Source organism: Mycobacterium sp. NGS56 (assembly GCF_059812425.1).
The window spans coordinates 64,807-83,071 of the sequence record NZ_JCALCQ010000012.1 but is presented as its reverse complement, the minus strand read 5'-3'; the positions used below and the strand labels follow the sequence as shown (position 1 = coordinate 83,071).

Annotated in this window: 20 protein-coding genes; 7 read left to right on the top strand and 13 right to left on the bottom strand. The window is 69.4% G+C overall.

Features of this window, described 5'->3' with window-relative positions; translation table 11 throughout:
* Positions 1–19 precede the first annotated feature (19 nt).
* Positions 20–1,318: a MinD/ParA family ATP-binding protein gene (locus AC5Y4F_RS22255; RefSeq protein WP_499998697.1), complete on the top strand. Its 1,299-nt coding sequence runs from the start codon at positions 20–22 to the stop codon at positions 1,316–1,318.
* A 9-nt stretch (positions 1,319–1,327) separates the two neighbouring features.
* Here the strand turns inward: AC5Y4F_RS22255 and AC5Y4F_RS22250 are convergent, their stop codons facing one another.
* Positions 1,328–1,477 carry a hypothetical protein gene (locus tag AC5Y4F_RS22250; RefSeq protein WP_156750120.1) on the bottom strand — a complete coding sequence of 50 codons (150 nt, stop codon included), beginning with the start codon at positions 1,475–1,477 and terminating at the stop codon, positions 1,328–1,330.
* 157 nt (positions 1,478–1,634) lie between these two features.
* Here AC5Y4F_RS22250 and AC5Y4F_RS22245 point away from each other — a divergent pair, with 157 nt between their 5' ends.
* The gene (locus AC5Y4F_RS22245) at positions 1,635–1,919 is read left to right on the top strand and encodes a DUF4229 domain-containing protein (RefSeq protein ID WP_156750121.1); all 285 of its coding nucleotides are present in this window, start codon (positions 1,635–1,637) and stop codon (positions 1,917–1,919) included.
* On the opposite strand, the gene AC5Y4F_RS22240 is transcribed toward AC5Y4F_RS22245, so the two are convergent.
* The gene (locus AC5Y4F_RS22240) at positions 1,916–2,923 is read right to left on the bottom strand and encodes a beta-ketoacyl-ACP synthase III (RefSeq protein WP_067936740.1); all 1,008 of its coding nucleotides are present in this window, start codon (positions 2,921–2,923) and stop codon (positions 1,916–1,918) included. The genes AC5Y4F_RS22245 and AC5Y4F_RS22240 overlap by 4 nt on opposite strands.
* 96 nt (positions 2,924–3,019) lie before the next feature.
* Positions 3,020–3,892 carry a 1,4-dihydroxy-2-naphthoate polyprenyltransferase gene (locus tag AC5Y4F_RS22235; RefSeq protein ID WP_067936742.1) on the bottom strand — a complete coding sequence of 291 codons (873 nt, stop codon included), beginning with the start codon at positions 3,890–3,892 and terminating at the stop codon, positions 3,020–3,022.
* Between the two features lie 84 nt (positions 3,893–3,976).
* Between AC5Y4F_RS22235 and AC5Y4F_RS22230 the strand changes: the two genes are divergently transcribed.
* Together AC5Y4F_RS22230 and AC5Y4F_RS22225 are read left to right on the top strand one after the other, a co-directional pair.
* Positions 3,977–4,753: an S-methyl-5'-thioadenosine phosphorylase gene (locus AC5Y4F_RS22230; protein ID WP_231986403.1), complete on the top strand. Its 777-nt coding sequence runs from the start codon at positions 3,977–3,979 to the stop codon at positions 4,751–4,753.
* Entirely contained in the window at positions 4,750–5,778 is a 1,029-nt protein-coding gene (locus tag AC5Y4F_RS22225; RefSeq protein ID WP_067936747.1) for an NAD-dependent epimerase/dehydratase family protein, read from the top strand. The genes AC5Y4F_RS22230 and AC5Y4F_RS22225 overlap by 4 nt, the downstream gene beginning before the upstream one ends.
* A 3-nt stretch (positions 5,779–5,781) precedes the next feature.
* On the opposite strand, the gene AC5Y4F_RS22220 is transcribed toward AC5Y4F_RS22225, so the two are convergent.
* The gene (locus AC5Y4F_RS22220; protein WP_499998693.1) at positions 5,782–7,503 is read right to left on the bottom strand and encodes a DUF7937 domain-containing protein; all 1,722 of its coding nucleotides are present in this window, start codon (positions 7,501–7,503) and stop codon (positions 5,782–5,784) included.
* Between the two features lie 307 nt (positions 7,504–7,810).
* On the opposite strand from AC5Y4F_RS22220, the gene AC5Y4F_RS22215 reads away from it, so the two are divergent.
* Genes AC5Y4F_RS22215 through AC5Y4F_RS22205 form a run of 3 tightly spaced genes read left to right on the top strand, consistent with a single transcriptional unit; the run spans position 7,811 to position 10,880 of the window.
* The gene (locus tag AC5Y4F_RS22215; protein ID WP_499998690.1) at positions 7,811–9,556 is read left to right on the top strand and encodes a DUF7159 family protein; all 1,746 of its coding nucleotides are present in this window, start codon (positions 7,811–7,813) and stop codon (positions 9,554–9,556) included.
* Positions 9,557–9,558: 2 nt separating this feature from the next.
* A complete protein-coding gene (locus AC5Y4F_RS22210) occupies positions 9,559–10,221 on the top strand; it encodes a glycosyltransferase family 2 protein (protein WP_067933638.1) in 663 nt (220 codons plus the stop codon).
* On the top strand, positions 10,218–10,880 hold the full coding sequence (locus AC5Y4F_RS22205) for a TIGR04282 family arsenosugar biosynthesis glycosyltransferase (protein WP_499998686.1): 663 nt from the start codon (positions 10,218–10,220) through the stop codon (positions 10,878–10,880). Before AC5Y4F_RS22210 ends, AC5Y4F_RS22205 begins: the two co-directional genes overlap by 4 nt.
* A gap of 12 nt (positions 10,881–10,892) precedes the next feature.
* Here AC5Y4F_RS22205 and AC5Y4F_RS22200 read toward each other — a convergent pair whose 3' ends face one another.
* The 9 genes from AC5Y4F_RS22200 to AC5Y4F_RS22160 form a co-directional block, all read right to left on the bottom strand.
* Positions 10,893–12,254: a hypothetical protein gene (locus AC5Y4F_RS22200; protein WP_499998792.1), complete on the bottom strand. Its 1,362-nt coding sequence runs from the start codon at positions 12,252–12,254 to the stop codon at positions 10,893–10,895.
* Between the two features lie 35 nt (positions 12,255–12,289).
* A complete protein-coding gene (gene menE / locus AC5Y4F_RS22195) occupies positions 12,290–13,381 on the bottom strand; it encodes an o-succinylbenzoate--CoA ligase (RefSeq protein ID WP_499998790.1) in 1,092 nt (363 codons plus the stop codon).
* A 68-nt stretch (positions 13,382–13,449) separates the two neighbouring features.
* Positions 13,450–13,752, bottom strand: a complete 303-nt coding sequence (locus AC5Y4F_RS22190) for a DUF3349 domain-containing protein (RefSeq protein ID WP_067933631.1) — start codon at positions 13,750–13,752, stop codon at positions 13,450–13,452.
* Between the two features lie 56 nt (positions 13,753–13,808).
* The gene (locus AC5Y4F_RS22185; protein WP_067933628.1) at positions 13,809–14,108 is read right to left on the bottom strand and encodes a hypothetical protein; all 300 of its coding nucleotides are present in this window, start codon (positions 14,106–14,108) and stop codon (positions 13,809–13,811) included.
* Complete coding sequence (locus AC5Y4F_RS22180; protein WP_499998685.1) at positions 14,108–15,349, bottom strand: inorganic phosphate transporter; 1,242 nt, start codon at positions 15,347–15,349, stop codon at positions 14,108–14,110. The genes AC5Y4F_RS22185 and AC5Y4F_RS22180 overlap by 1 nt, the downstream gene beginning before the upstream one ends.
* Positions 15,350–15,446: 97 nt before the next feature.
* Complete coding sequence (locus AC5Y4F_RS22175) at positions 15,447–15,854, bottom strand: VOC family protein (RefSeq protein ID WP_499998684.1); 408 nt, start codon at positions 15,852–15,854, stop codon at positions 15,447–15,449.
* Between the two features lie 26 nt (positions 15,855–15,880).
* The gene (locus tag AC5Y4F_RS22170; RefSeq protein WP_067933622.1) at positions 15,881–16,777 is read right to left on the bottom strand and encodes an SDR family oxidoreductase; all 897 of its coding nucleotides are present in this window, start codon (positions 16,775–16,777) and stop codon (positions 15,881–15,883) included.
* 39 nt (positions 16,778–16,816) lie between these two features.
* Positions 16,817–17,719, bottom strand: a complete 903-nt coding sequence (locus AC5Y4F_RS22165; protein ID WP_499998682.1) for a 1,4-dihydroxy-2-naphthoyl-CoA synthase — start codon at positions 17,717–17,719, stop codon at positions 16,817–16,819.
* Between the two features lie 13 nt (positions 17,720–17,732).
* Positions 17,733–18,188 carry a nitroreductase/quinone reductase family protein gene (locus AC5Y4F_RS22160; protein ID WP_067933619.1) on the bottom strand — a complete coding sequence of 152 codons (456 nt, stop codon included), beginning with the start codon at positions 18,186–18,188 and terminating at the stop codon, positions 17,733–17,735.
* Between the last annotated feature and the right edge of the window lie 77 nt (positions 18,189–18,265).

Here is an 18,265-nt window from a genome sequence, read left to right as displayed (position 1 = left end):
CAGAACAAAGGGGAGTGCAGTGAGCGAGCATCCAACGTCGGGCGTGGGGGCGCCCGAACAACCGACCACGCAGTTACCCCCACAGACGGCGGACCAGCAGCAGGGCGCCGAACCCAAGGCCGAGCCGGGCGGTGACGCCCCGACCCGCGCCTTCGCCGGGTTCCGTACCGAACGCCGCGTCCCGAGTCCCGAACGCCAGCAGGCCGCACCGCCCACCGCGCCCAGGCCCGGTGGGATGCCGCCCTGGGACTCCACGCCGGTGACCGGCATTCCGCGGGTCGACCCGACGGCGTATGGCGCCTACTACACCGGGCCGGACGCGCCGCCCACGCAGCTGCAGGGAGCGCCGCAGCGTCCCGAGCACCTGCCGCACACGCCGTATCCGGAGCTGTCCACCGGCATGTTGCTGCGGCCGGTCGCGCCGCCGCCGTCGGACGGATGGCGGCTGCTGCTGTTCAAGCTGTCCGGCGGGCTGATCAACCTGGGCGAGAGCCCGCGGGCCACGCGGTACAACAACCTCGTCGCCCAGGTGAACCGGCCGCTGCGGGGTTCCTACCGGGTGGCCTTCCTGTCGTTGAAGGGCGGCGTCGGCAAGACCACGATCGCCGCGACGCTGGGCGCCACCTTCGCCTCCATCCGCGGTGACCGGGTGGTCGCCGTGGACGCCAACCCCGACCGCGGCACGTTGAGCCAGAAGATCCCGCTGGAGACGGCCGCGACGGTGCGCCAGCTGCTGCACGACGCGGGAACGATCGAGCGCTACAGCGACGTGCGGCGCTACACCTCGAAGGGGCCGAGCGGCCTGGAGGTGCTGGCATCCGAAACGGATCCCGGCATATCCGACGCGTTCGGCGCCGACGACTACGTGCGGATCCTGGACATCCTGGAACGGTTCTACGGACTGGTGCTCACCGACTGCGGGCCCGGACTGCTGCACTCGGTGATGAGTTCGGTGCTGGACAAGGCCGACGCCCTCGTCGTGGTCAGTTCGGCATCCATCGACGGCGCGCGCAGTGCCTCGGCGACATTGGACTGGCTGGACGCCCACGGCCACGAGGACCTGGTGCGCAATTCGGTCGCGGTCATCAACGGGGTCAAGCCACGCCCGGGCAAGGTCGACATGAACAAGGTGATCGACCACTTCTCCCGGCGTTGCCGCGCCGTGCAGCTGGTGCCCTTCGACCCGCACCTGGAAGAGGGCGCCGAGATCGAACTGGATCGGTTACGGCGCGGGACGCGCGAAGCGCTCACCGAGCTGGGCGCCATCGTCGCCGACGGGTTCCCCGGCGATCAGCACAACCCGGGAGTGCTCGGCTAGCACGGACTTTTAATCGCCGCGACCCAACCGCCGCAAGAAATCCGGATCGTCGTCGGGTCCGATGACGCGCGTCTTCGGGCGGTGGGTCTGCGACCGCGCCGCGCGCCAGCCGACGTAGACCAGGGCCCCCAGAATCACGACGAGCAGCAGGTAGAGCACGCAACACCTCCTTCGAGCGAATATACCCGCGCCGTAGGCTCAGCCTGTGTCACAACAAGCTAGCGACGACAGCACCGGCAACACCCAGAACGAGGCCGCGGGCGACGGCACGGCGCAACAAGGCGGGAGCCGCGTGGCCGTCCACGTGGCGGCGTACATGGCGGCGCGGATCCTGCTGGCGGTCGTGCTCACCGGAGTGATCTACGGTGTCGCGCACTTGGCGGGCATCACGCAGTTCCCGATCGTGGTAGCGGTGTTGTTCGCCCTGATCATCGCGATGCCGCTGGGCATGCTGGTGTTCGCCCCGCTGCGTCGCCGCGCCACCGCCGCGCTCGCGATCGCCGGGGAACGACGGCGCCGGGAACGGGAACTGCTCCAAGCCCGACTGCACGGGGAGGCCACCCCCGACGAGGTCGACGGCGAAGAATCAGGACGCGGTTAGCCGTTCGGCAGTCGCACGACCTGTGCGGCATAACTCAGGCCGGCACCGTAGCCGAGCAGCAAGGCCAGATCGCCGGCCTTGGCCGCACCGGTCGCCAGCACTTCGGCCATCGCCAGCGGGATGGACGCCGCCGAGGTGTTCCCGGTGTGCTCGATGTCGTTGGCGACGACCGCATCCGGACGCAACTCGAGGCCCTTGGCCAGCACCTCGTTGATCCGGCTGTTGGCCTGATGCGGCAGGAACACGTCGATTTCGTCGGGCCGGACGCCCGCCGCGTCCATGGCCTGCCGGCCGACTTTGCCCATCTCGAATGCCGCCCACCGGAACACCGCGCTGCCTTCGAGCCGCAGGAAGGGTCGCGGGCCGGTCGGGCGGTCCATGTAGTCGATCCAGTCGATGTCCTGGCGGATGGCCGTGGCCTGCGCGCCGTCACTGCCCCACACGGTCGGGCCGATGCCCTGGTCCGGTGTTTCACCCACCACCACCCCGGCGGCGCCGTCGGCGAAAATGAAGCAGTTGGTGCGGTCCTGCATGTCCACGGTCGGGGACAGCTTCTCCGAACCCATCACCAGCACCTTGGCGGCGGTGCCGCCCCGGATCATGTCGGCCGCCACGCCGAGCGCGTAGCCGAAGCCGGCGCACCCGGCCGAGACGTCGAAGGCGGGCACGCCGGTGGCGCCCAACGCCGCCGCGACCGATGGGGCGCAGGCGGGCGTCTGCAGGAAATGCGTGCTGGTGGCGACGATCACGCAGTCGATGTCGGCCGCGGTGAGCGAGGCTTTGGCGATCGCCTCCTGCCCGGCCTCGGTCGCCATGGACGCGGCGGATTCCTCGCGGGCGGCGAACCGGCGCGTCTTGATTCCGGTCCGGGAGTAGATCCACTCGTCGGACGAGTCGATGTTCTCGCAGAGCTCGTCGTTGGTGACCACCCGCTGCGGCCGATACGACCCGACGCTGAGTAAGCCGATGTTCTTGGGCCCGCTAGTCGCGGCAATCTGCTTCATCGCGGTCCTTCGCTTCGCCCCAGCAAACGCCAAAGTACCCCACCGGGGCCGCGGTCGGGGCCCACGCACTGCACTATAGATGCCCTCCTTCAGTGCTCAGGTGCCTAGCGCCAGCGCCGCGGTCACGGCGAGCGCCCAGACCACCATCGCCAGCCCGGTATCGCGGAGCACCGGGATGAGCTGCGGACCGCCGCGGCCCGATCGCACCGGGGCCGCCGCGCGCAGGGCCAACGGTGTGGCCACCAATGCGACGGCGCACCACGGTGTCGCCAGCATGAGCACCAGCGTCAACGCCCCGGCGACCCCCAGCAGCGCCTGATACAGGATCCGGGTGCGCGCATCGCCCAGCCGCACCGCCAGGGTGATCTTTCCTGAGCGCGCGTCGGTCGGGATGTCCCGCAGGTTGTTGGCCACCAGTACCGAGCAGGACAACGCCCCGGTCGACACCGCCAGTAGCGACCCCACCCAGTCAACGCGCAGCGCCTGGGTGTACTGGGTACCCAGCACGGCGACCAGCCCGAAGAACACGAACACCGCAATCTCGCCAAAACCGGCGTATCCGTAGGGTTTTGACCCACCGGTGTACAGCCACGCCCCGGCGATGCAGGCCGCACCCACCGCGATCAGCCACGGCGCGCTGAACAGCGCCAGCGCGAGCCCGGCGAGCGCGCCCACCGTCAGGCTGGCGACCGCTGCGGCCAGCACCGCCCGCGGCGCCGCCAGCCGCGAGCCGACCAGGCGCACCGGTCCGGCCCGGGCGTCGTCGGTGCCGCGGATGCCGTCGGAGTAGTCGTTGGCGTAATTGACACCGATGGTCAGCGCGAGCGCGACGGCCAGGGCCAGCAGCGCCTTCCACCACACCGCGGAATGCAGCCATGCCGCCGCACCGGTTCCGGCGACAACCGGGGCTACCGCATTGGGCAACGTCCGCGGCCGCGCACCGGAAATCCACTGCCCGAGATTGGCCACACGAACATCCTGCCAGGATGCGGGCCATCGATCCTCCGGCCCCGCACCCGCCGTCGTTTCGGCGTCATGCACCACAATGGTCGGATGCTCGGAGTCATCGGCGGCAGCGGCCTTTACACGTTCTTCGAATCCGAGTCCCACGAGGTCAGCGTGGACACTCCGTACGGCCCGCCCAGCGGTCCGGTCACCGTCGGCACCATCGGTGGCCACGAGGTGGCTTTCCTGCCGCGCCATGGCGCCAAGCACGAATTCTCCGCGCACACCGTGCCGTACCGGGCGAACATGTGGGCCCTGCGTAAGCTCGGCGTGCGGCGGGTACTCGCGCCCTGCGCGGTGGGCAGCCTCAGACCCGAACTGGGTCCGGGCACCGTCGTGGTGCCCGACCAGCTGGTCGACCGCACCCGGGGCCGCGCCGACACCTATTTCGACTCCGGTGGCATCCACGTCGATTTCGCCGACCCGTACTGTCCGACGCTGCGCGCCGCGGTGGCCGTCCTGCCCGGTGTGACCGACGGCGGCACCATGGTGGTGATCCAGGGCCCGCGCTTTTCCACCCGGGCCGAAAGCCAGTGGTTCGCGTCAGCCGGGTTCTCGCTGGTCAACATGACCGGGTATCCGGAGTCGGTGCTCGCTCGTGAGCTTGAAATGTGTTATACCGCAATCGCTTTGGTCACCGATTTGGATGCCGGTGTGCGGGCAGGCGAGGCGGTGAAAACCGTCGACGTGTTCGCCGAATTCGCGAAGAACATCGAAATATTCAAGGCGCTGATCCAGCAGGCCATCGGTCGGCTGACCCCCGAGCGCACCTGCACGCATTGCCTGCCGCACTCCGGGGTCACCCTGCCCATCGAGCTGCCGTGAGGGTGCTGCTGACCGGGGCGGCCGGCTTCATCGGTGCGCGGGTGGACGCCGCGCTGCGGTCCGCGGGTCACGAGGTGGTCGCCGTCGATGCTTTGTTGCCCGCCGCACACGGCCCAGATCCGGTGCTGCCTGGCGGATGTCACCGAGTCGACGTGCGCGACGCCGACGCACTGGCCCCCCTGTTGGCCGGCGTGGACGTGGTGTGCCATCAAGCGGCGATGGTGGGCGCGGGCGTGGACGCCGCCGACGCCCCGGCTTACGGCGGCCACAACGATCTGGCCACCACCGTCCTGCTGGCGCAGATGTTCGCCGCCGGGGTGGGGCACCTGGTGCTGGCGTCGTCGATGGTGGTGTACGGGCAGGGCAGTTATCACTGCCGACAACACGGAGCCGTGGATCCGCTGCCCCGGCGCCGAGCCGACCTCGACGCCGGAATCTTCGAGCACCGCTGCCCGGTCGGCGGGGAGGAACTGCGCTGGCGCCTCGTCGACGAGGACGCCTGCCTGCGCCCACGAAGCCTGTACGCCGCCAGTAAGACCGCCCAGGAGCATTATGCGCTGGCGTGGTCGGAGGCCACCGGTGGTTCGGTGGTGGCACTGCGCTACCACAATGTCTACGGCCCCGGAATGCCGCGCGACACCCCCTACTCCGGGGTGGCGGCGATCTTCCGGTCGGCGCTGGAAAAGGGCGAATCGCCAAGGGTTTTCGAGGACGGCGGGCAGATGCGCGACTTCGTCCACGTCGACGACGTGGCCGCGGCCAACGTCGCGGCGACGCAGCACCGCGAGGGATTTACGGCGGTCAATATCTGCTCGGGGCAACCCATTTCGATCATGGAAGTGGCGCAGGCGCTGTGCGATGCACGCGGGGGCCCGCTGTCACCGGTGGTCACCGGACAGTATCGCAACGGCGACGTACGCCACATCGTCGCCGATCCGTCGCGGGCCGCCGATGTGCTGGGTTTCCGTGCGGCCGTCACACCGGCTGACGGGCTGCGAGAATTCGCGTTCGCCCCGCTGCGCTGAGGGTCAACCCTGCGGGGGGCGGTAGATCTGCGGCTTCTGCACGGGTATCTGACGCGTTCCGGAGTCGTCGCCGCGGAAGATCCGGGGGGCATTTGGCTGCGGTATCTCCGTGGTCGCCGGATCGCTGTCCGCGCCGGGGACGCCGGCGGGGATGCGGGTCGTCGCCGAAGCCGAGGGCCCGGGGTTCTGGGCCACCGTCGGGACCCGGGTGGTCGGTGCTGCCGCATTTGCGGCCGCCGCGCGCCTGCGGGCCGCACGCTTGGCCCGGCGTCGACCGCTCAGTTGCCCGGTCACGATCGCCGCCAACAGGATGCCGAGGGCCAGGCCGCACAGCGTCACGTCGAAAACGCTCGTGATCTGCTGGGCCAGGTTGTTGCCGTAGACCGGGTGCAGCGCAGGCGATCTGGGTGAGTCCGCGAACCGTGGCGCCAGCACGACTCCGACGACGACGCGGGCCACGCTGAGCGTGGCGACGAGGCCGCACAGGGACGTGACCATTCTCGCCGAGAGGGTGGCCAGGCTGCGGCGCAGCCAGATCACCAGGACCGCGGTGGCCAGATCGAACGCGGCCAGCACGATGCTGTCGTAGCGGGAGAACGGGTAGTTCAGGATCACGCCGACGACCAGGTCGGTGATCCGCATCGCCATCGACCCCACGCACCAAACGGCGATGAGCAGCAAGCCATTTCGGGTCGTCGCGCGCAACGCGGACTCCTCCGTCGGCGGGGCGTTCCGGTGACCGAACAGCGTCCGCGGCGCGAACAGCGCCGCGCCGGCCGCCCACGCCAGGTAGCCCTCGAAGCCGACGCCGGCGGTGGAGGTGTTCTGCGCGATGCCGTGGAACGCGTCGATGTCACGTCCGGCGGGCAGGAACCACACCAGGATCCCGGCGGCCAGCGTCGATGCGCCGAGCGCGACCGTCGTGAGCCGACTCGCCCGGGCGTCGCGCAGCAGCCACCTGGAGGCGACCAGCACGGTGACCAGGGCCACCACGCCGTACACCACCGCGGTCGCGATCACGGCGATGTTCTGCCTGCCGAATTGGTCAACGCTTCCGGTGCTCTGCAGCGCGTACCGGACCCGCCAGTACAGGTTGAAACCGAAGCTGAGCACCGCCGCGACCATCGACAGCAACCCGATGACCCGCGCCGACCTGTGCCATCCGGTGGACTCGTCGCCCCCCGGAACGGGTCCGGCGAGGGCACCGGTGGGCACCGCCTGAGCGCTCAACAGCGAGCCGGCGACCCCGAACCATGCCCCCGGCCCGACACCGCCCGGCACGTTGACCGTGCCACCGAAGCGGACGGTCTCGTACGCGTCGAACACGACGAAGCCGAGCACCAATAGCAGGTAGGGGACGTTGAGCGCCAGGCGAAGCCGCGCGGCGCGCGCGGAGTTGAAGCGCGCGTCCGTCGCCCGCCAGGAACCGCCGGCCGCGACGGCGATGAGGGCCAGCACCGTCACCGCGATCAGCACCGCGAAAAGGGCCGTGCTGCTGTCCGGGATTCCGACCCCGAAGTAGAGGTTCCACGGCAAGAACACCGCGAGAATCAGCAGCGCCGCAGCGGTCAGGTCGCCGACGGCGTGCCGGTACCGCGTCGTTCCCGTGGCGGTGAGCGCGGAGCCGCCCGTGGCGTGCGGGCGGATGATGCGCGGCGCCGGTGCTTGCTGGGTCTGAGCTCGGATGGGGCCGGTAGGCGCGTCGTCGCTGCTCTGGCTCACCATGCCTCCCGGGATGCGAGGGCCGATATCTTTCGCGCAGTTTCAGATGTTCGGCGAGGGATCAACCCGCCGAGCGAAGTGCACTGCTCGCTTGCGAACATATTCTCCGTTCGGATGCTCCTGGCAGTGGGTGAGACCGGCTGGGGCGGAGATGATCCTGCGGCAATCGTCCTGTCGTTTCGAAAAGCTGGTTACGCTGCGCTAGTAGACGAAGCTTGTCGCCTGAATGATTGATACTCCAACGGTATCGCAAGTGTAATGATGCTTCGACATTGCTGGTTGCGGGGTGGCCGGGTGAAGGAGAACCGGGATGGACGTCGTTTTGGGGGTTGCGGTCACCGGACCCGTCGCGCGCTTGGCCCTGGTCGGGTCGGGCGCGCAGGGTGCCGACGTGATCGACCAATCCGTCGTCGACCTCGCTGACAATCCGATCGGGACGTTGACCGAGACCGTGGTCGGCACGAATCGGCTGCTGGCCGGCGAGAACCACCACCTGGTCGGCACCCGGCTGTGCTGGACCGATCATCCGGCCGCCGACCAGCTGCGGCGGGCGCTGGAGGATTCCGGTGTGCACAACGTCGCGGTCGTCTCGGAGTCGCAGGCGGTGGCCGCCCTGATGCGCGCGGCCGGCCGGCCCGGCGCCGCGCTGGTGATGGACGACGCGACCGCCACGCTGTCGCTGGTGGATTCGGGCGACGGCGATCCGGACGCGCCGCCGACCGTGCTGGCAAGCCAGCCGCTGGCGGAGGCATCGGGCGGCGATGCGACGGCCGCGTTCCACACGATGATGGCGAACCTGCGCGCCCGCCCCGACGCACCGCAGGACGTGTATCTGCTCGGTGCGTCGCCCGATCTGAACCGGGTCGCCGACCAGCTTCGCGACGCGTCGACCATGCGGGTGCAGGTCGCCGAGGACCCCACCTTCGCGCTCGCCCGCGGCGCCGCGATAGCCGCCGCAACGGCGGCGGCGTTGCAGGCGGGGGGTGCGACGGCCATGGTGCCCGCGGCCGGCCTGACCGCCGACGAGACCGCGATGGCGCCGGGGTTCGGGGACGCCACCACGGCGGTGCCGTCGACGGGGCCGATCGGTGATGAGACGGCCTTCGTGCCGGCGGCGGAGTTCGCGGATCCGAATGCGCAAGACCAGCAGCTGGCCTACTCGATGGCCGATGAGGGCGACCAATACCCGGGTGAATTCGATGAGTACGGCCCCGAATTCGACGATTACGAGTACGGCGACGCCGAAGAGGACGAGCCGACGAAGCTGTCGCGGCGATCGTTGGTGATCGGCAATGCCGTCGTCGCTTTCGCGGTCATCGGATTGGCCTCGCTGGCCACCGCGATCGCGGTCGCCGTTCGGCCGACCGCCAGCCAGCAGCCGGTGGTGGGGGTCCAGAACGGCACTCCGGGCAAGTTCTTGCCGATCCTGCCGAGCCAGCAGTTGGCGCCGTTGCCGCCGCCCCCGCCCGATGCGCCCAACGCCGGGTTCCAGGGCGGCACAGTCGAGGCCCCCAGCTACGTCCCAGCACCCCAGCAGGTCGGGCCGCCGTCGGGAGGCGGCGTCCCGGCCGGCCCCGCTCCCGAGGCGCCGGTGAATCCCGGCGTCGGCCCGAATCCCGATCCGGGCTGGGCCCCCCGCCCCAATCCCATTGTGCCGGTTCCCATTCCGATTCCCATCCCGATCCCGGGGTGGGGGCCATACCCACCCTTCCACCCCCCGACGACCACATTGACACCCCCGACGACCACGTTCACACCCCCGACGAGCACGCCATTCACGCCGCCGACGACGACGTATTCGCCCCCGACGACGACGTATTCGCCTCCGACGACGACGTATTCGCCCCCGACGACCACGTATTCGCCTCCGACGACGACGTATTCACCGCCCAGCACGAAGGCAACCACCCAGGCGCCGCCGCCCAGCACGTATTCGCCGCCGAGCACCAAGGCCACCCAGGCGCCGATTCCGACCCACACCCAGCAGACCCTGCCGCCGCCGACGCATTCGCAGCCGGTGTTCCCGCAGCAGCCCTTCCCCCACCACGGCTTCTGAGGGTGCCCGACACCGATGGCCTGGTCACGGTGGTCCTGCCCTGCCTCAACGAAGAGGAGTCGCTGCCCGCGGTGCTAAGCGCCATACCCGCGGGCTACCAAGCGTTGGTGGTGGACAACAACAGCACCGATGACACCGCCGGGGTCGCACGCCGGCACGGCGCCCAGGTCGTCGCCGAACCGCGGGCCGGGTACGGCTCGGCCGTCCACGCGGGCGTGCTGGCCGCGACGACCCCGATCGTGGCGGTGATCGACGCCGACGGCTCGATGGATGGCGCCGATCTGCCCCGGCTGATCGCCGAGCTCGAGCGCGGCGCCGACCTGGTGACCGGCAGGCGCCGGCCCGTACCCGGGCTGCACTGGCCCTGGGTGGCCCGGGTGGGCACCGTGGTCATGAGCTGGCGACTGCGCACCCGCCACGGCCTGCCGGTGCACGACATCGCGCCGATGCGGGTCGCCCGGCGCGACGCGCTGTTGCAGCTGGGCGTCGCCGACCGGCGATCGGGTTATCCGCTGGAATTGCTGGTGCGGGCGGCGGCCGCCGGCTGGCGCGTCGTCGAACTCGACGTCAGCTACGGCCCCCGGACGGGCGGCAAGTCGAAGGTCAGCGGTTCGCTGCGGGGCAGCATCACCGCGATCCTGGATTTTTGGAAGGTGATTTCGTGAGCGTCCTTCCGGTCACCCTGTTGGTGGTCGCGAAGGCGCCCGAGCCGGGCAGGGCCAAGACGCGGCTCGCGGCGGCCGTCGGCGACCGCGTCGCCGCCGAAATCGCCGCCGCCGCACTGCTTGACACCCTCGACGCCGTGGCCGTCGCGCCGGTGACGGCGCGGGTGGTGGCGCTGGCCGGCGACTTGGACGCCGCGGCGAGCGCCGCCGAAATCCGGCAGCGGCTGGCGTCGTTCACGGTGATTCCCCAGCGCGGAAAGGATTTCGCCGCCAAGCTGGCCAACGCGCACGCCGACGCGGCCGACGGGCTTCCGGTGTTGCAGATCGGGATGGATACCCCTCAGGTGAGCACGGACCTGTTGACGGCTTGCGCGCACCGGCTGCTCGAGGCGCCGGCCGTTCTCGGGCCGGCCTGCGACGGCGGCTGGTGGGTGCTCGGAATCGCGGATGCCGCGATGGCACGCTGCCTGTGCAACGTGCCGATGTCCGTGCCCGAAACCGGCGAGTTGACCGTGAAGGCATTGCGCGACAACGGCATCGAAGTGGTGACCGTCGGTACGCTGGCCGATGTCGACTTTGTCGACGACATCGCGGTGGTGCGCGACGCCTGCGCACCCACCAGCCGGTTCGCCCGCGTCACCCGTGCCGCCGGAATCTAGGCGATCGGGTTCCTACCAGTGCGTCAGGATGATCGTGTTGAGCGCCAGCGCACCGAGGGCGTTGAGCGCCAACCAGATCCGGTGTGACCGCGCCGGCAGCAGGGCGGCCGCCGCGGTGAGCCAGACGGTGAACGGCAGCCAGATTCGTTCCACCTCGGCCTTGCTGAGCATGCTCAGGTCCGCGACGACGATTGCGGCCAGCACGCCCAACAACAGCAGATGGAAACCGGAGCGGCGAGCGATGGCGGGCCAGTCGAACACTTTGCTGATACCGGCGACGCTACCCAGCCCGATCGCGCACACCACGCATGCGAGGTTGGCCCAGCTCCAATACTGGAACGGGCGGTCTTTGGCGATGCCCTGCCAATAACGTTGCTGCACCAGGGTGTAGCCATCGAACCAGAAGAATCCCGCGATCGCAAAGGTCACCGCCACCGCGATCGCGCCCAGCGCCGCCGGGCCCAGGGCCCGCAGGATCGCTCGCCAGTCCGCCCAGCCATTCCTCGTGTTCTGGGCCGCGGCCAGCACCGCCAACGCCGGCAACCCCACCAACATCAGGCCGTAGTTGCAGAACACCCCCCAGCCCAACAGCAGGCCCGCGCCCGCGGCCGTCAGCGCGGGGAAGCGGACCGGGCGATGCACCGCCATCGCCAGCAGGGCGATGCCCCACGCCGCCACCCCGGCGAAGTAGCCGTCCGCGGAGACGGCCACCCAGATCGCGGTCGGCGCCAGGGCGACGAACGGGGCGGCGCGCCGCGCGGTCCGTTCGTCGGCCAGCGCCCGCACGGCGATCACCACCGCGGCCGCGGCGCTCGAGCCGGCCAGCAGGCACAGCAGCCCGGCCCAGGCGCCGCCATGCAGGCCGAGCCGGTCCAGCCAGACGAAGGTCAACAGCGCACCGGGCGGATGCCCCGACACGTGCGTCGTCCACGAGTTCGGCTGGTAGTCCACGATACGGCTGGCAAACGTGCGCAGGGTCGCACCGATGTTGGTGATGCCGGGCACCTGCCACAAGTATTCGTCCCGGGTGGTCAGCCGGCCGGCGAAGCCGCGCTGCCACCCGTCGATCATCGCCAGAGCGAACGCCCACCCGCATGCGGTGGCCCAGCTGCCCAGCGTCACCACCCGCCACGAAAGGCGTTGCGCCAGAAGGGGTCCCCACGCCACGACGGCGATCGCGATGGCAATCGCGGGTCCGGTACCCCAGCTGGCGTGGATCAACCATTCGCCGAAGATCGGCGCGGAGCCGGCGTGGGTGGCGAACCTTTCGGGGCCGACGTCTTGACGTGGCCGCACGCCCGAGTTCACCCGCGGCAGCACAAACGCCGCCGCCACCAGCACCGCCCCGACCGTGACCGCGACCGCTTCGCGCAATGCCCCCCGTCGAGCGATCCTCACGGACGAACAGCCTATTGATCGCTCGTGCCGGCGAACCGGCGTACCAACGCCGTCCGATCGACCTTGCCGATGCCGCGGCGCGGCAGTGCGTCGACGACATGCAACTCGCGCGGCGCGGCAATGGCGTCCAGGGTGCGCGTCACCTGCGCTCGCAACGCGTCCAGGGTCGGCGCGGCGGAGCCGTCGCGCACCACGATCGCCGCGACCACCCGCTGGCCCAGCCTGTCGTCGGCCACTCCGAACACCGCGCAATCGCTGACGGACGGATGACTGCACAGCGCCGCCTCGACCGGCTGCGGCAACACCGTCAACCCACCCGTGCTGATCGCGTCGTCGGCGCGGCCCAGGACGGTCAGCACGCCCGCGTCGCTGAGGGCGCCGAGATCGTCGGTCGCAAACCAGCCCGGCTCGGCGAACGGATCCGGGTCAACCGGGTTGCGGTAGCCCTTGGCCAGCGTCGCGCCGCCGATGACGATGCGCCCGTCGACCGTGCGCAGCCGGACCCCGTGCAGCGGGAGACCGTCGTACACGCACCCCCCGGCGGTCTCGCTCATGCCGTAGGTGCGGACCACGGTGATGCCCGCCGCGGCCGCGTCGTTAAGAACCGGCCGCGGCGCGGGTCCGCCGCCGAGCAGCACGGCGTCCAGTTCGGCGAGGGCGGCCGTGGCGGCCGGGTCGCCGAGTGCCTTGGCCAACTGCGCGGCGACCAGCGAGGTGTAGCGTCTTCCCTGACCCAAACCCCTTATGGCAGCGGGTAATTGGTCGACCTTGAACCCTGCGGAGACATCCATCTCCACCGGCACCGAGCCGGCGAGCACGCTGCGCACCAATACCTGGACCCCCGCGATGTGATGGGGCGGCAAGGCGAGCAGCCAGCTGCCCGGGCCGCCAAGGCGGTCGTGGGTGGCCATCGCGCTGGCGGTGAGGGCGGCGGCGGTCAGCATCGCGCCCTTGGGAACCCCAGTGGTTCCCGACGTCGCCGCGACCAGGGCCACGTCGTCGTCGATGGCCTCCCCGACGCGCAGACCCGCCCGCAGCGCATTCGACTCACGAGCATCGGCCCCGGCCAGGGCGACCAATGCGGGGTCACGGCCGTCCAGCACGCGTTCGAGTGCGGGCAACAGCGACGAGGCCGCCGAGCCCGGCGGGACATGCAGCGCGCGCAGTACGGCTATGCCGGGTCCCCGGCCTCGTCGGCGTCGTCGAATGGCCAGCCCTGGGCCGCCAACCGCACGCGTACCCGCTCGACGTCGCTGGGCGACGGCAGCTCGTCGGTGATCTGGGTGATCAGCACGCCGATGTCGACATCGTCGAACTCGCCGCGGCGAACCAGCTCACAGGCCACCGCCTTGGCTTCGTCGTTGGACAACCGGCGGGTCAGCAACGCCAGCACCGGGAAGGTGTCGGTCGCCGGAACCCCTTCCGGGTATCCCGCGCGAAGCCAGGAGACGATGGAATTGAGGAACCCGTTCATGCTGGTGCAGCTCCCCCCGGTTTTTGGCTGAGCAAATCGGTGGGCATTAATTGATGCTACTTGGGTTTGGCGCCGAGGAACGGGGAGCCGATGTGATGGGCGATGAAGTCCCGCGAGATGTACAGCAAAGCAAGGGCGATCACAAAGATCACCACCGCATAGATCGCAAACGCGATCGCCAGCAACGCCGGGTTCTTCTGTGGCGGCCCGCTATCGGTGCTGACCTGTCCGGCGCCGATCGCCTGGCATCGCAGACCCAGGGCGAACAACCCCGGTAGGGCGGCGCCGGCCAGCATGGCGAAGACCAGGATCTTGAGCGAGGCCTGGTAGTTGAACCAGTCGCTGACGTGACTCATCAGGCGCTCGCCTTGACCGTCGGGTCGTCGGAGTCCAGTGGAGAAGGCATACCGCCGCCGAGTGTGGGGCCGGCGTCCGAGGGCGGGCGCTGATCGTCGGGCTCCTCAAGCCCGCTGGTCAGGTCGCCCTTCCATTCGGCGTTGACGTTGTGGTGGTCGACCTTGACCCTGCGCGAGCGGGCGTAGATGGTGGCCGACACCGCGATGAGCAGCGCGAAGCCCACGATGGCGCCCGGGTAGCCGCCGATAAGATGCACGATCCAGTACGTGATCGCGCCGACCAGCCCCGCCAGCGGAAGCGTGACCAGCCACGCGACGCCCATGCGGCCGGCGACGCCCCAACGGACCTCGCCGCCGGGCTTGCCCAGTCCGCTGCCCAGCACCGAGCCGGTGCAGACCTGGGTGGTCGACAGCGCGTAGCCGAAGTGGGCGGACAGCAAAATCACCGCGGCCGACGAGGACTCGGCCGCCATGCCCTGTGGCGACTGGATCTCGACCAGCCCCTTGCCCAGGGTGCGGATGATCCGCCAGCCGCCCAGATAGGTGCCGAGCGCCATCGAGCAGGCGCAGCCGACGATGACCCACAATGGCGGCATCGAGGCGGTCTTGCTGACCGAGCCGTAGGACATCAGTGCCAGGAAGATGATGCCCATCGTCTTCTGCGCGTCGTTGGTGCCGTGGGCCAGCGATACCAGCGATGCCGAGCCCCACTGACCGTATCGGAAGCCGGCTTCGGTGCGCTTGCTCGGGATATTGCGGGTGATCCGGTAGACCAGCCAGGTCGCTACCGCGCCGATCAGGATGGCCAGGATCGCCGACGCGACGGCCGGGATGATCGCCTTGGACACCACGCCCTTCCAGATCACGCCGTGCGCGCCGACGGCGGCAATGGTGGCGCCGACGATGCCGCCGATCAGGGCGTGCGACGAACTCGAGGGGATACCGAGGAGCCACGTCAGCAGGTTCCACACGATGCCGCCGACGAGGCCGGCGAAAACCAGCTCCAGCGTCACGATGTGCCCGTCGATCAAGCCTTTGGCGATCGTTGCGGCGACGGCGGTGGACATGAACGCGCCCACCAGATTCAGCACCGCAGATAGCGCGACCGCTGCTTTGGGCTTGAGCGCACCACTGGCGATCGAGGTCGCCATCGCGTTGCCCGTGTCATGGAAGCCGTTGGTGAAATCGAAAGCCAATGCCGTGATTACGACAATGGTCAAGAGGAACAATTGGATGTTCACATCGCCTGATTCTGGTGGTTGGAGGTTCGCATTGTCGAATACCGCGGGAGCCGAAACGCGGGTGTACCTTGAACCGTCGCCAGATGTTACCTCGCAGTTAACCGGCGTTTCCCTGTCGTTCACCTCGTGTGTCACGCCGCAGCGGGTGCTCCGGCGGCACCTCGACGAAGATGAGCGTGAGGCCATCCGGATCGGTCACGTGCATCTCTTTCAAGCCCCACGGTTCGCGCCGCGCTTCACGGGCGATTTTTACCCCGCGACCCGCCAGCTCCGCTTGGGTGGCCTCGATGTCGCGGACCTGCAGCCACAGTGCGCCGGGGAAGGCCCGCTCAGTGGGGTCGGGCGCGCCGTGACCGGCCAGCTCCAGCAGCGATTGGCCCGCGAAAAACACTGTCCCGGCGCCGTAGTCGCGCCAAATCGCCAGGCCTATCTCATCGCGGTAGAAGGCTAGTGACCGCTGATAGTCCGACGGCCGCAGCAGCATCCGGCTGGCCAGGATCTCCATGAAATCGTGTCTACCACCCGGCCGGGTCAGCCATCGGTATTGCGGTTGGGCTGGATGCTTTGGCGCTGCATCATGGCGTTCACCCAGCGCGGGCCGAAGATGTCCAGCGCCCGGCCGGCGATCGCGATCCGTGGTGCGATGCGCACCGGGCGGGTACGGGCCGCGGTGAGCATCCATTCGGCGGCCTCATCTGAGGTCAGTGCGGCCACCCCCTCGTAGGCTTTCGTCGGTGCGATCATCGGGGTGGCGACCAGCGGGTAGTACAGCGTGGTGGAGTGCACCCCCTTGTCGCCCCACTCGGTTTCCACCACCCGGCTGACCGTCGACAGCGCCGCCTTCGAGGCGTTGTACACCGCGAACAGCGGCGAGGCCTCCGACATCACCCCCCAGGTGGAGACGTTGATGATGTGGCCGTCGCCGCGCTCGATCATCCCCGGCGCCAGCCCGCGCATCAGCCGCAGCGGCGCGTAGTAGTTGAGCACCATGGTCCGCTCGACGTCATGCCACCGTTCCAGCGATTCGGCCAGCGGCCGGCGGATGGACCGGCCGGCGTTGTTGATCAGGATGTCGATTCCGCCGAGACGTTTGTCGACGTCGGCGACCAGCGTATCGACGGCGTCCATATCCGAGACGTCGCACTGGATCGACAACGCATCCCCCCCGGCGGTGGTGATCCGCTCGGCCAGCGCGTCCAGCAAATCCTTACGGCGTGCGACGACGACCACCGTGGCACCCGCCCTGGCGAACTGTTCGGCCGCGGCCTCACCGATCCCGGACGACGCCCCGGTGAGCAGGATGCGCTTGCGGGCCAGCTCGATCGGCTTGATCAGCGGACGGTTGACCAGCACTTGCGGCGCCGCGGGGGGACGCATGGTCGCCAGCACCAGCTGGTCGGCGATCCGGCGCAGGGGACTCTTGCTCACGTGACGCGAGTCTATGCGGTGGCCCCGGCGCGCTTGCCGCTAGAAGTAGCGGGGGAACCGGCTCCAGTCCGGATCCCGCTTTTCCAGGAAGGCGTCGCGGCCCTCGACGGCCTCGTCGGTCATGTACGCCAGCCGGGTGGCCTCGCCCGCGAACAGCTGCTGGCCCACCAGGCCATCGTCGAGCAGGTTGAACGCGAACTTCAGCATGCGTTGTGCCTGAGGCGATTTGGCGTTGATTTCGCGCGCCCATCCGATGGCCTCCGATTCCAGCTGCGCATGGTCGACGACGGCGTTGACCGCGCCCATGTGGTGCATCTGCTCGGCGGTGTAGGGGCGGCCCAAAAAGAAGATCTCCCGGGCGAACTTCTGCCCGACCTGACGCGCCAAATACGCGCTGCCGTAACCACCGTCGAAGCTGCCGACGTCGGCGTCGGTCTGCTTGAACCGGGCGTGTTCGCGGCTGGCCAGGGTGAGGTCGCACACCACATGCAGGCTGTGCCCCCCGCCGGCGGCCCACCCGTTGACCAGACAGATGACCACCTTGGGCATGAACCGGATCAGCCGTTGCACCTCGAGGATGTGTAACCGGCCGGCGCGGGCGGTGTCGACGGTGTCGGCGGTGTCGCCGCTCGCGTACTGATAACCGCTGCGCCCGCGGATGCGCTGATCGCCGCCGGAGCAGAACGCCCAGCCGCCGTCCTTGGGCGATGGTCCGTTACCGGTCAATAACACCACGCCGACGTCGGTAGACATCCGGGCGTGGTCGAGCACCCGGTACAGCTCGTCGACGGTGTGCGGCCGAAAGGCGTTGCGCACCTCGGGGCGATCGAACGCCACCCGGACGGTCGCGTCATCGACGTGGCGGTGATAGGTGATGTCGGTCAGGTCGTCGAAGCCGTCGACCGGACGCCACGCTTGCGCATCGAAGGGGTTGTCACTCAATCTCTTTGAACTCCTATGCCGGGTCCAGCCGGAATACCGGGCACACGCCGGCCAGCGCCTCGAACTCCTCGGGACGTCCGTCCTTGACCAATCCAGAGCGTTTCATGAAGCCGACGCCGGTGGGCACCTCGGTGGGAAACGCCCGCAAGAACGGCCGCGCCGCGTCGACGGACAACTCCACCATCCGTACTCGTTCACGGTTTCGGCCGCGCGCCACCGTCACATGGTCGGCGGCGCGGACGTTCCGGATCCAATCCGCCCCCGGAAATCCGCCCACCACATACCGTTTGCCGTCCACCGTCATCGGTGTCACCGGGGTCGAGCGGTCACGGCCGGAATTACGTCCTTTGACCGTCAACACGACGGGGCTTTCGCCGCCGAAGCTCATGCCGAGCCGTGTCATCCGGATGAAGACCTTGTTCGCCGGCTTCAGCCACCACGGCGGCTTGACCGATTTGCCACTGGCCATACCAGCGACGTTACTTCAGGCCTGCCGCGCCCCGATGCCGAGTGTGCGGCCAGCCGCACGTTCGACCGCCAGTGTGC

What these genes read in the sequence shown, in the direction of transcription:
- AC5Y4F_RS22240 (WP_067936740.1), bottom strand. Translation starts at nt 2,923, where the DNA reads ATGAAGCAGATTGCCGCGACTAGCGGGCCCAAGAACATCGGCTTACTC.
- AC5Y4F_RS22215 (WP_499998690.1), top strand. Translation starts at nt 7,811, where the DNA reads ATGGACGTCGTTTTGGGGGTTGCGGTCACCGGACCCGTCGCGCGCTTG.
- AC5Y4F_RS22245 (WP_156750121.1), top strand. Translation starts at nt 1,635, where the DNA reads ATGGCGGCGCGGATCCTGCTGGCGGTCGTGCTCACCGGAGTGATCTAC.
- AC5Y4F_RS22220 (WP_499998693.1), bottom strand. Translation starts at nt 7,503, where the DNA reads ATGGTGAGCCAGAGCAGCGACGACGCGCCTACCGGCCCCATCCGAGCT.
- AC5Y4F_RS22175 (WP_499998684.1), bottom strand. Translation starts at nt 15,854, where the DNA reads ATGGAGATCCTGGCCAGCCGGATGCTGCTGCGGCCGTCGGACTATCAG.
- AC5Y4F_RS22190 (WP_067933631.1), bottom strand. Translation starts at nt 13,752, where the DNA reads ATGAACGGGTTCCTCAATTCCATCGTCTCCTGGCTTCGCGCGGGATAC.
- AC5Y4F_RS22160 (WP_067933619.1), bottom strand. Translation starts at nt 18,188, where the DNA reads ATGGCCAGTGGCAAATCGGTCAAGCCGCCGTGGTGGCTGAAGCCGGCG.
- AC5Y4F_RS22230 (WP_231986403.1), top strand. Translation starts at nt 3,977, where the DNA reads ATGCTCGGAGTCATCGGCGGCAGCGGCCTTTACACGTTCTTCGAATCC.
- AC5Y4F_RS22185 (WP_067933628.1), bottom strand. Translation starts at nt 14,108, where the DNA reads ATGAGTCACGTCAGCGACTGGTTCAACTACCAGGCCTCGCTCAAGATC.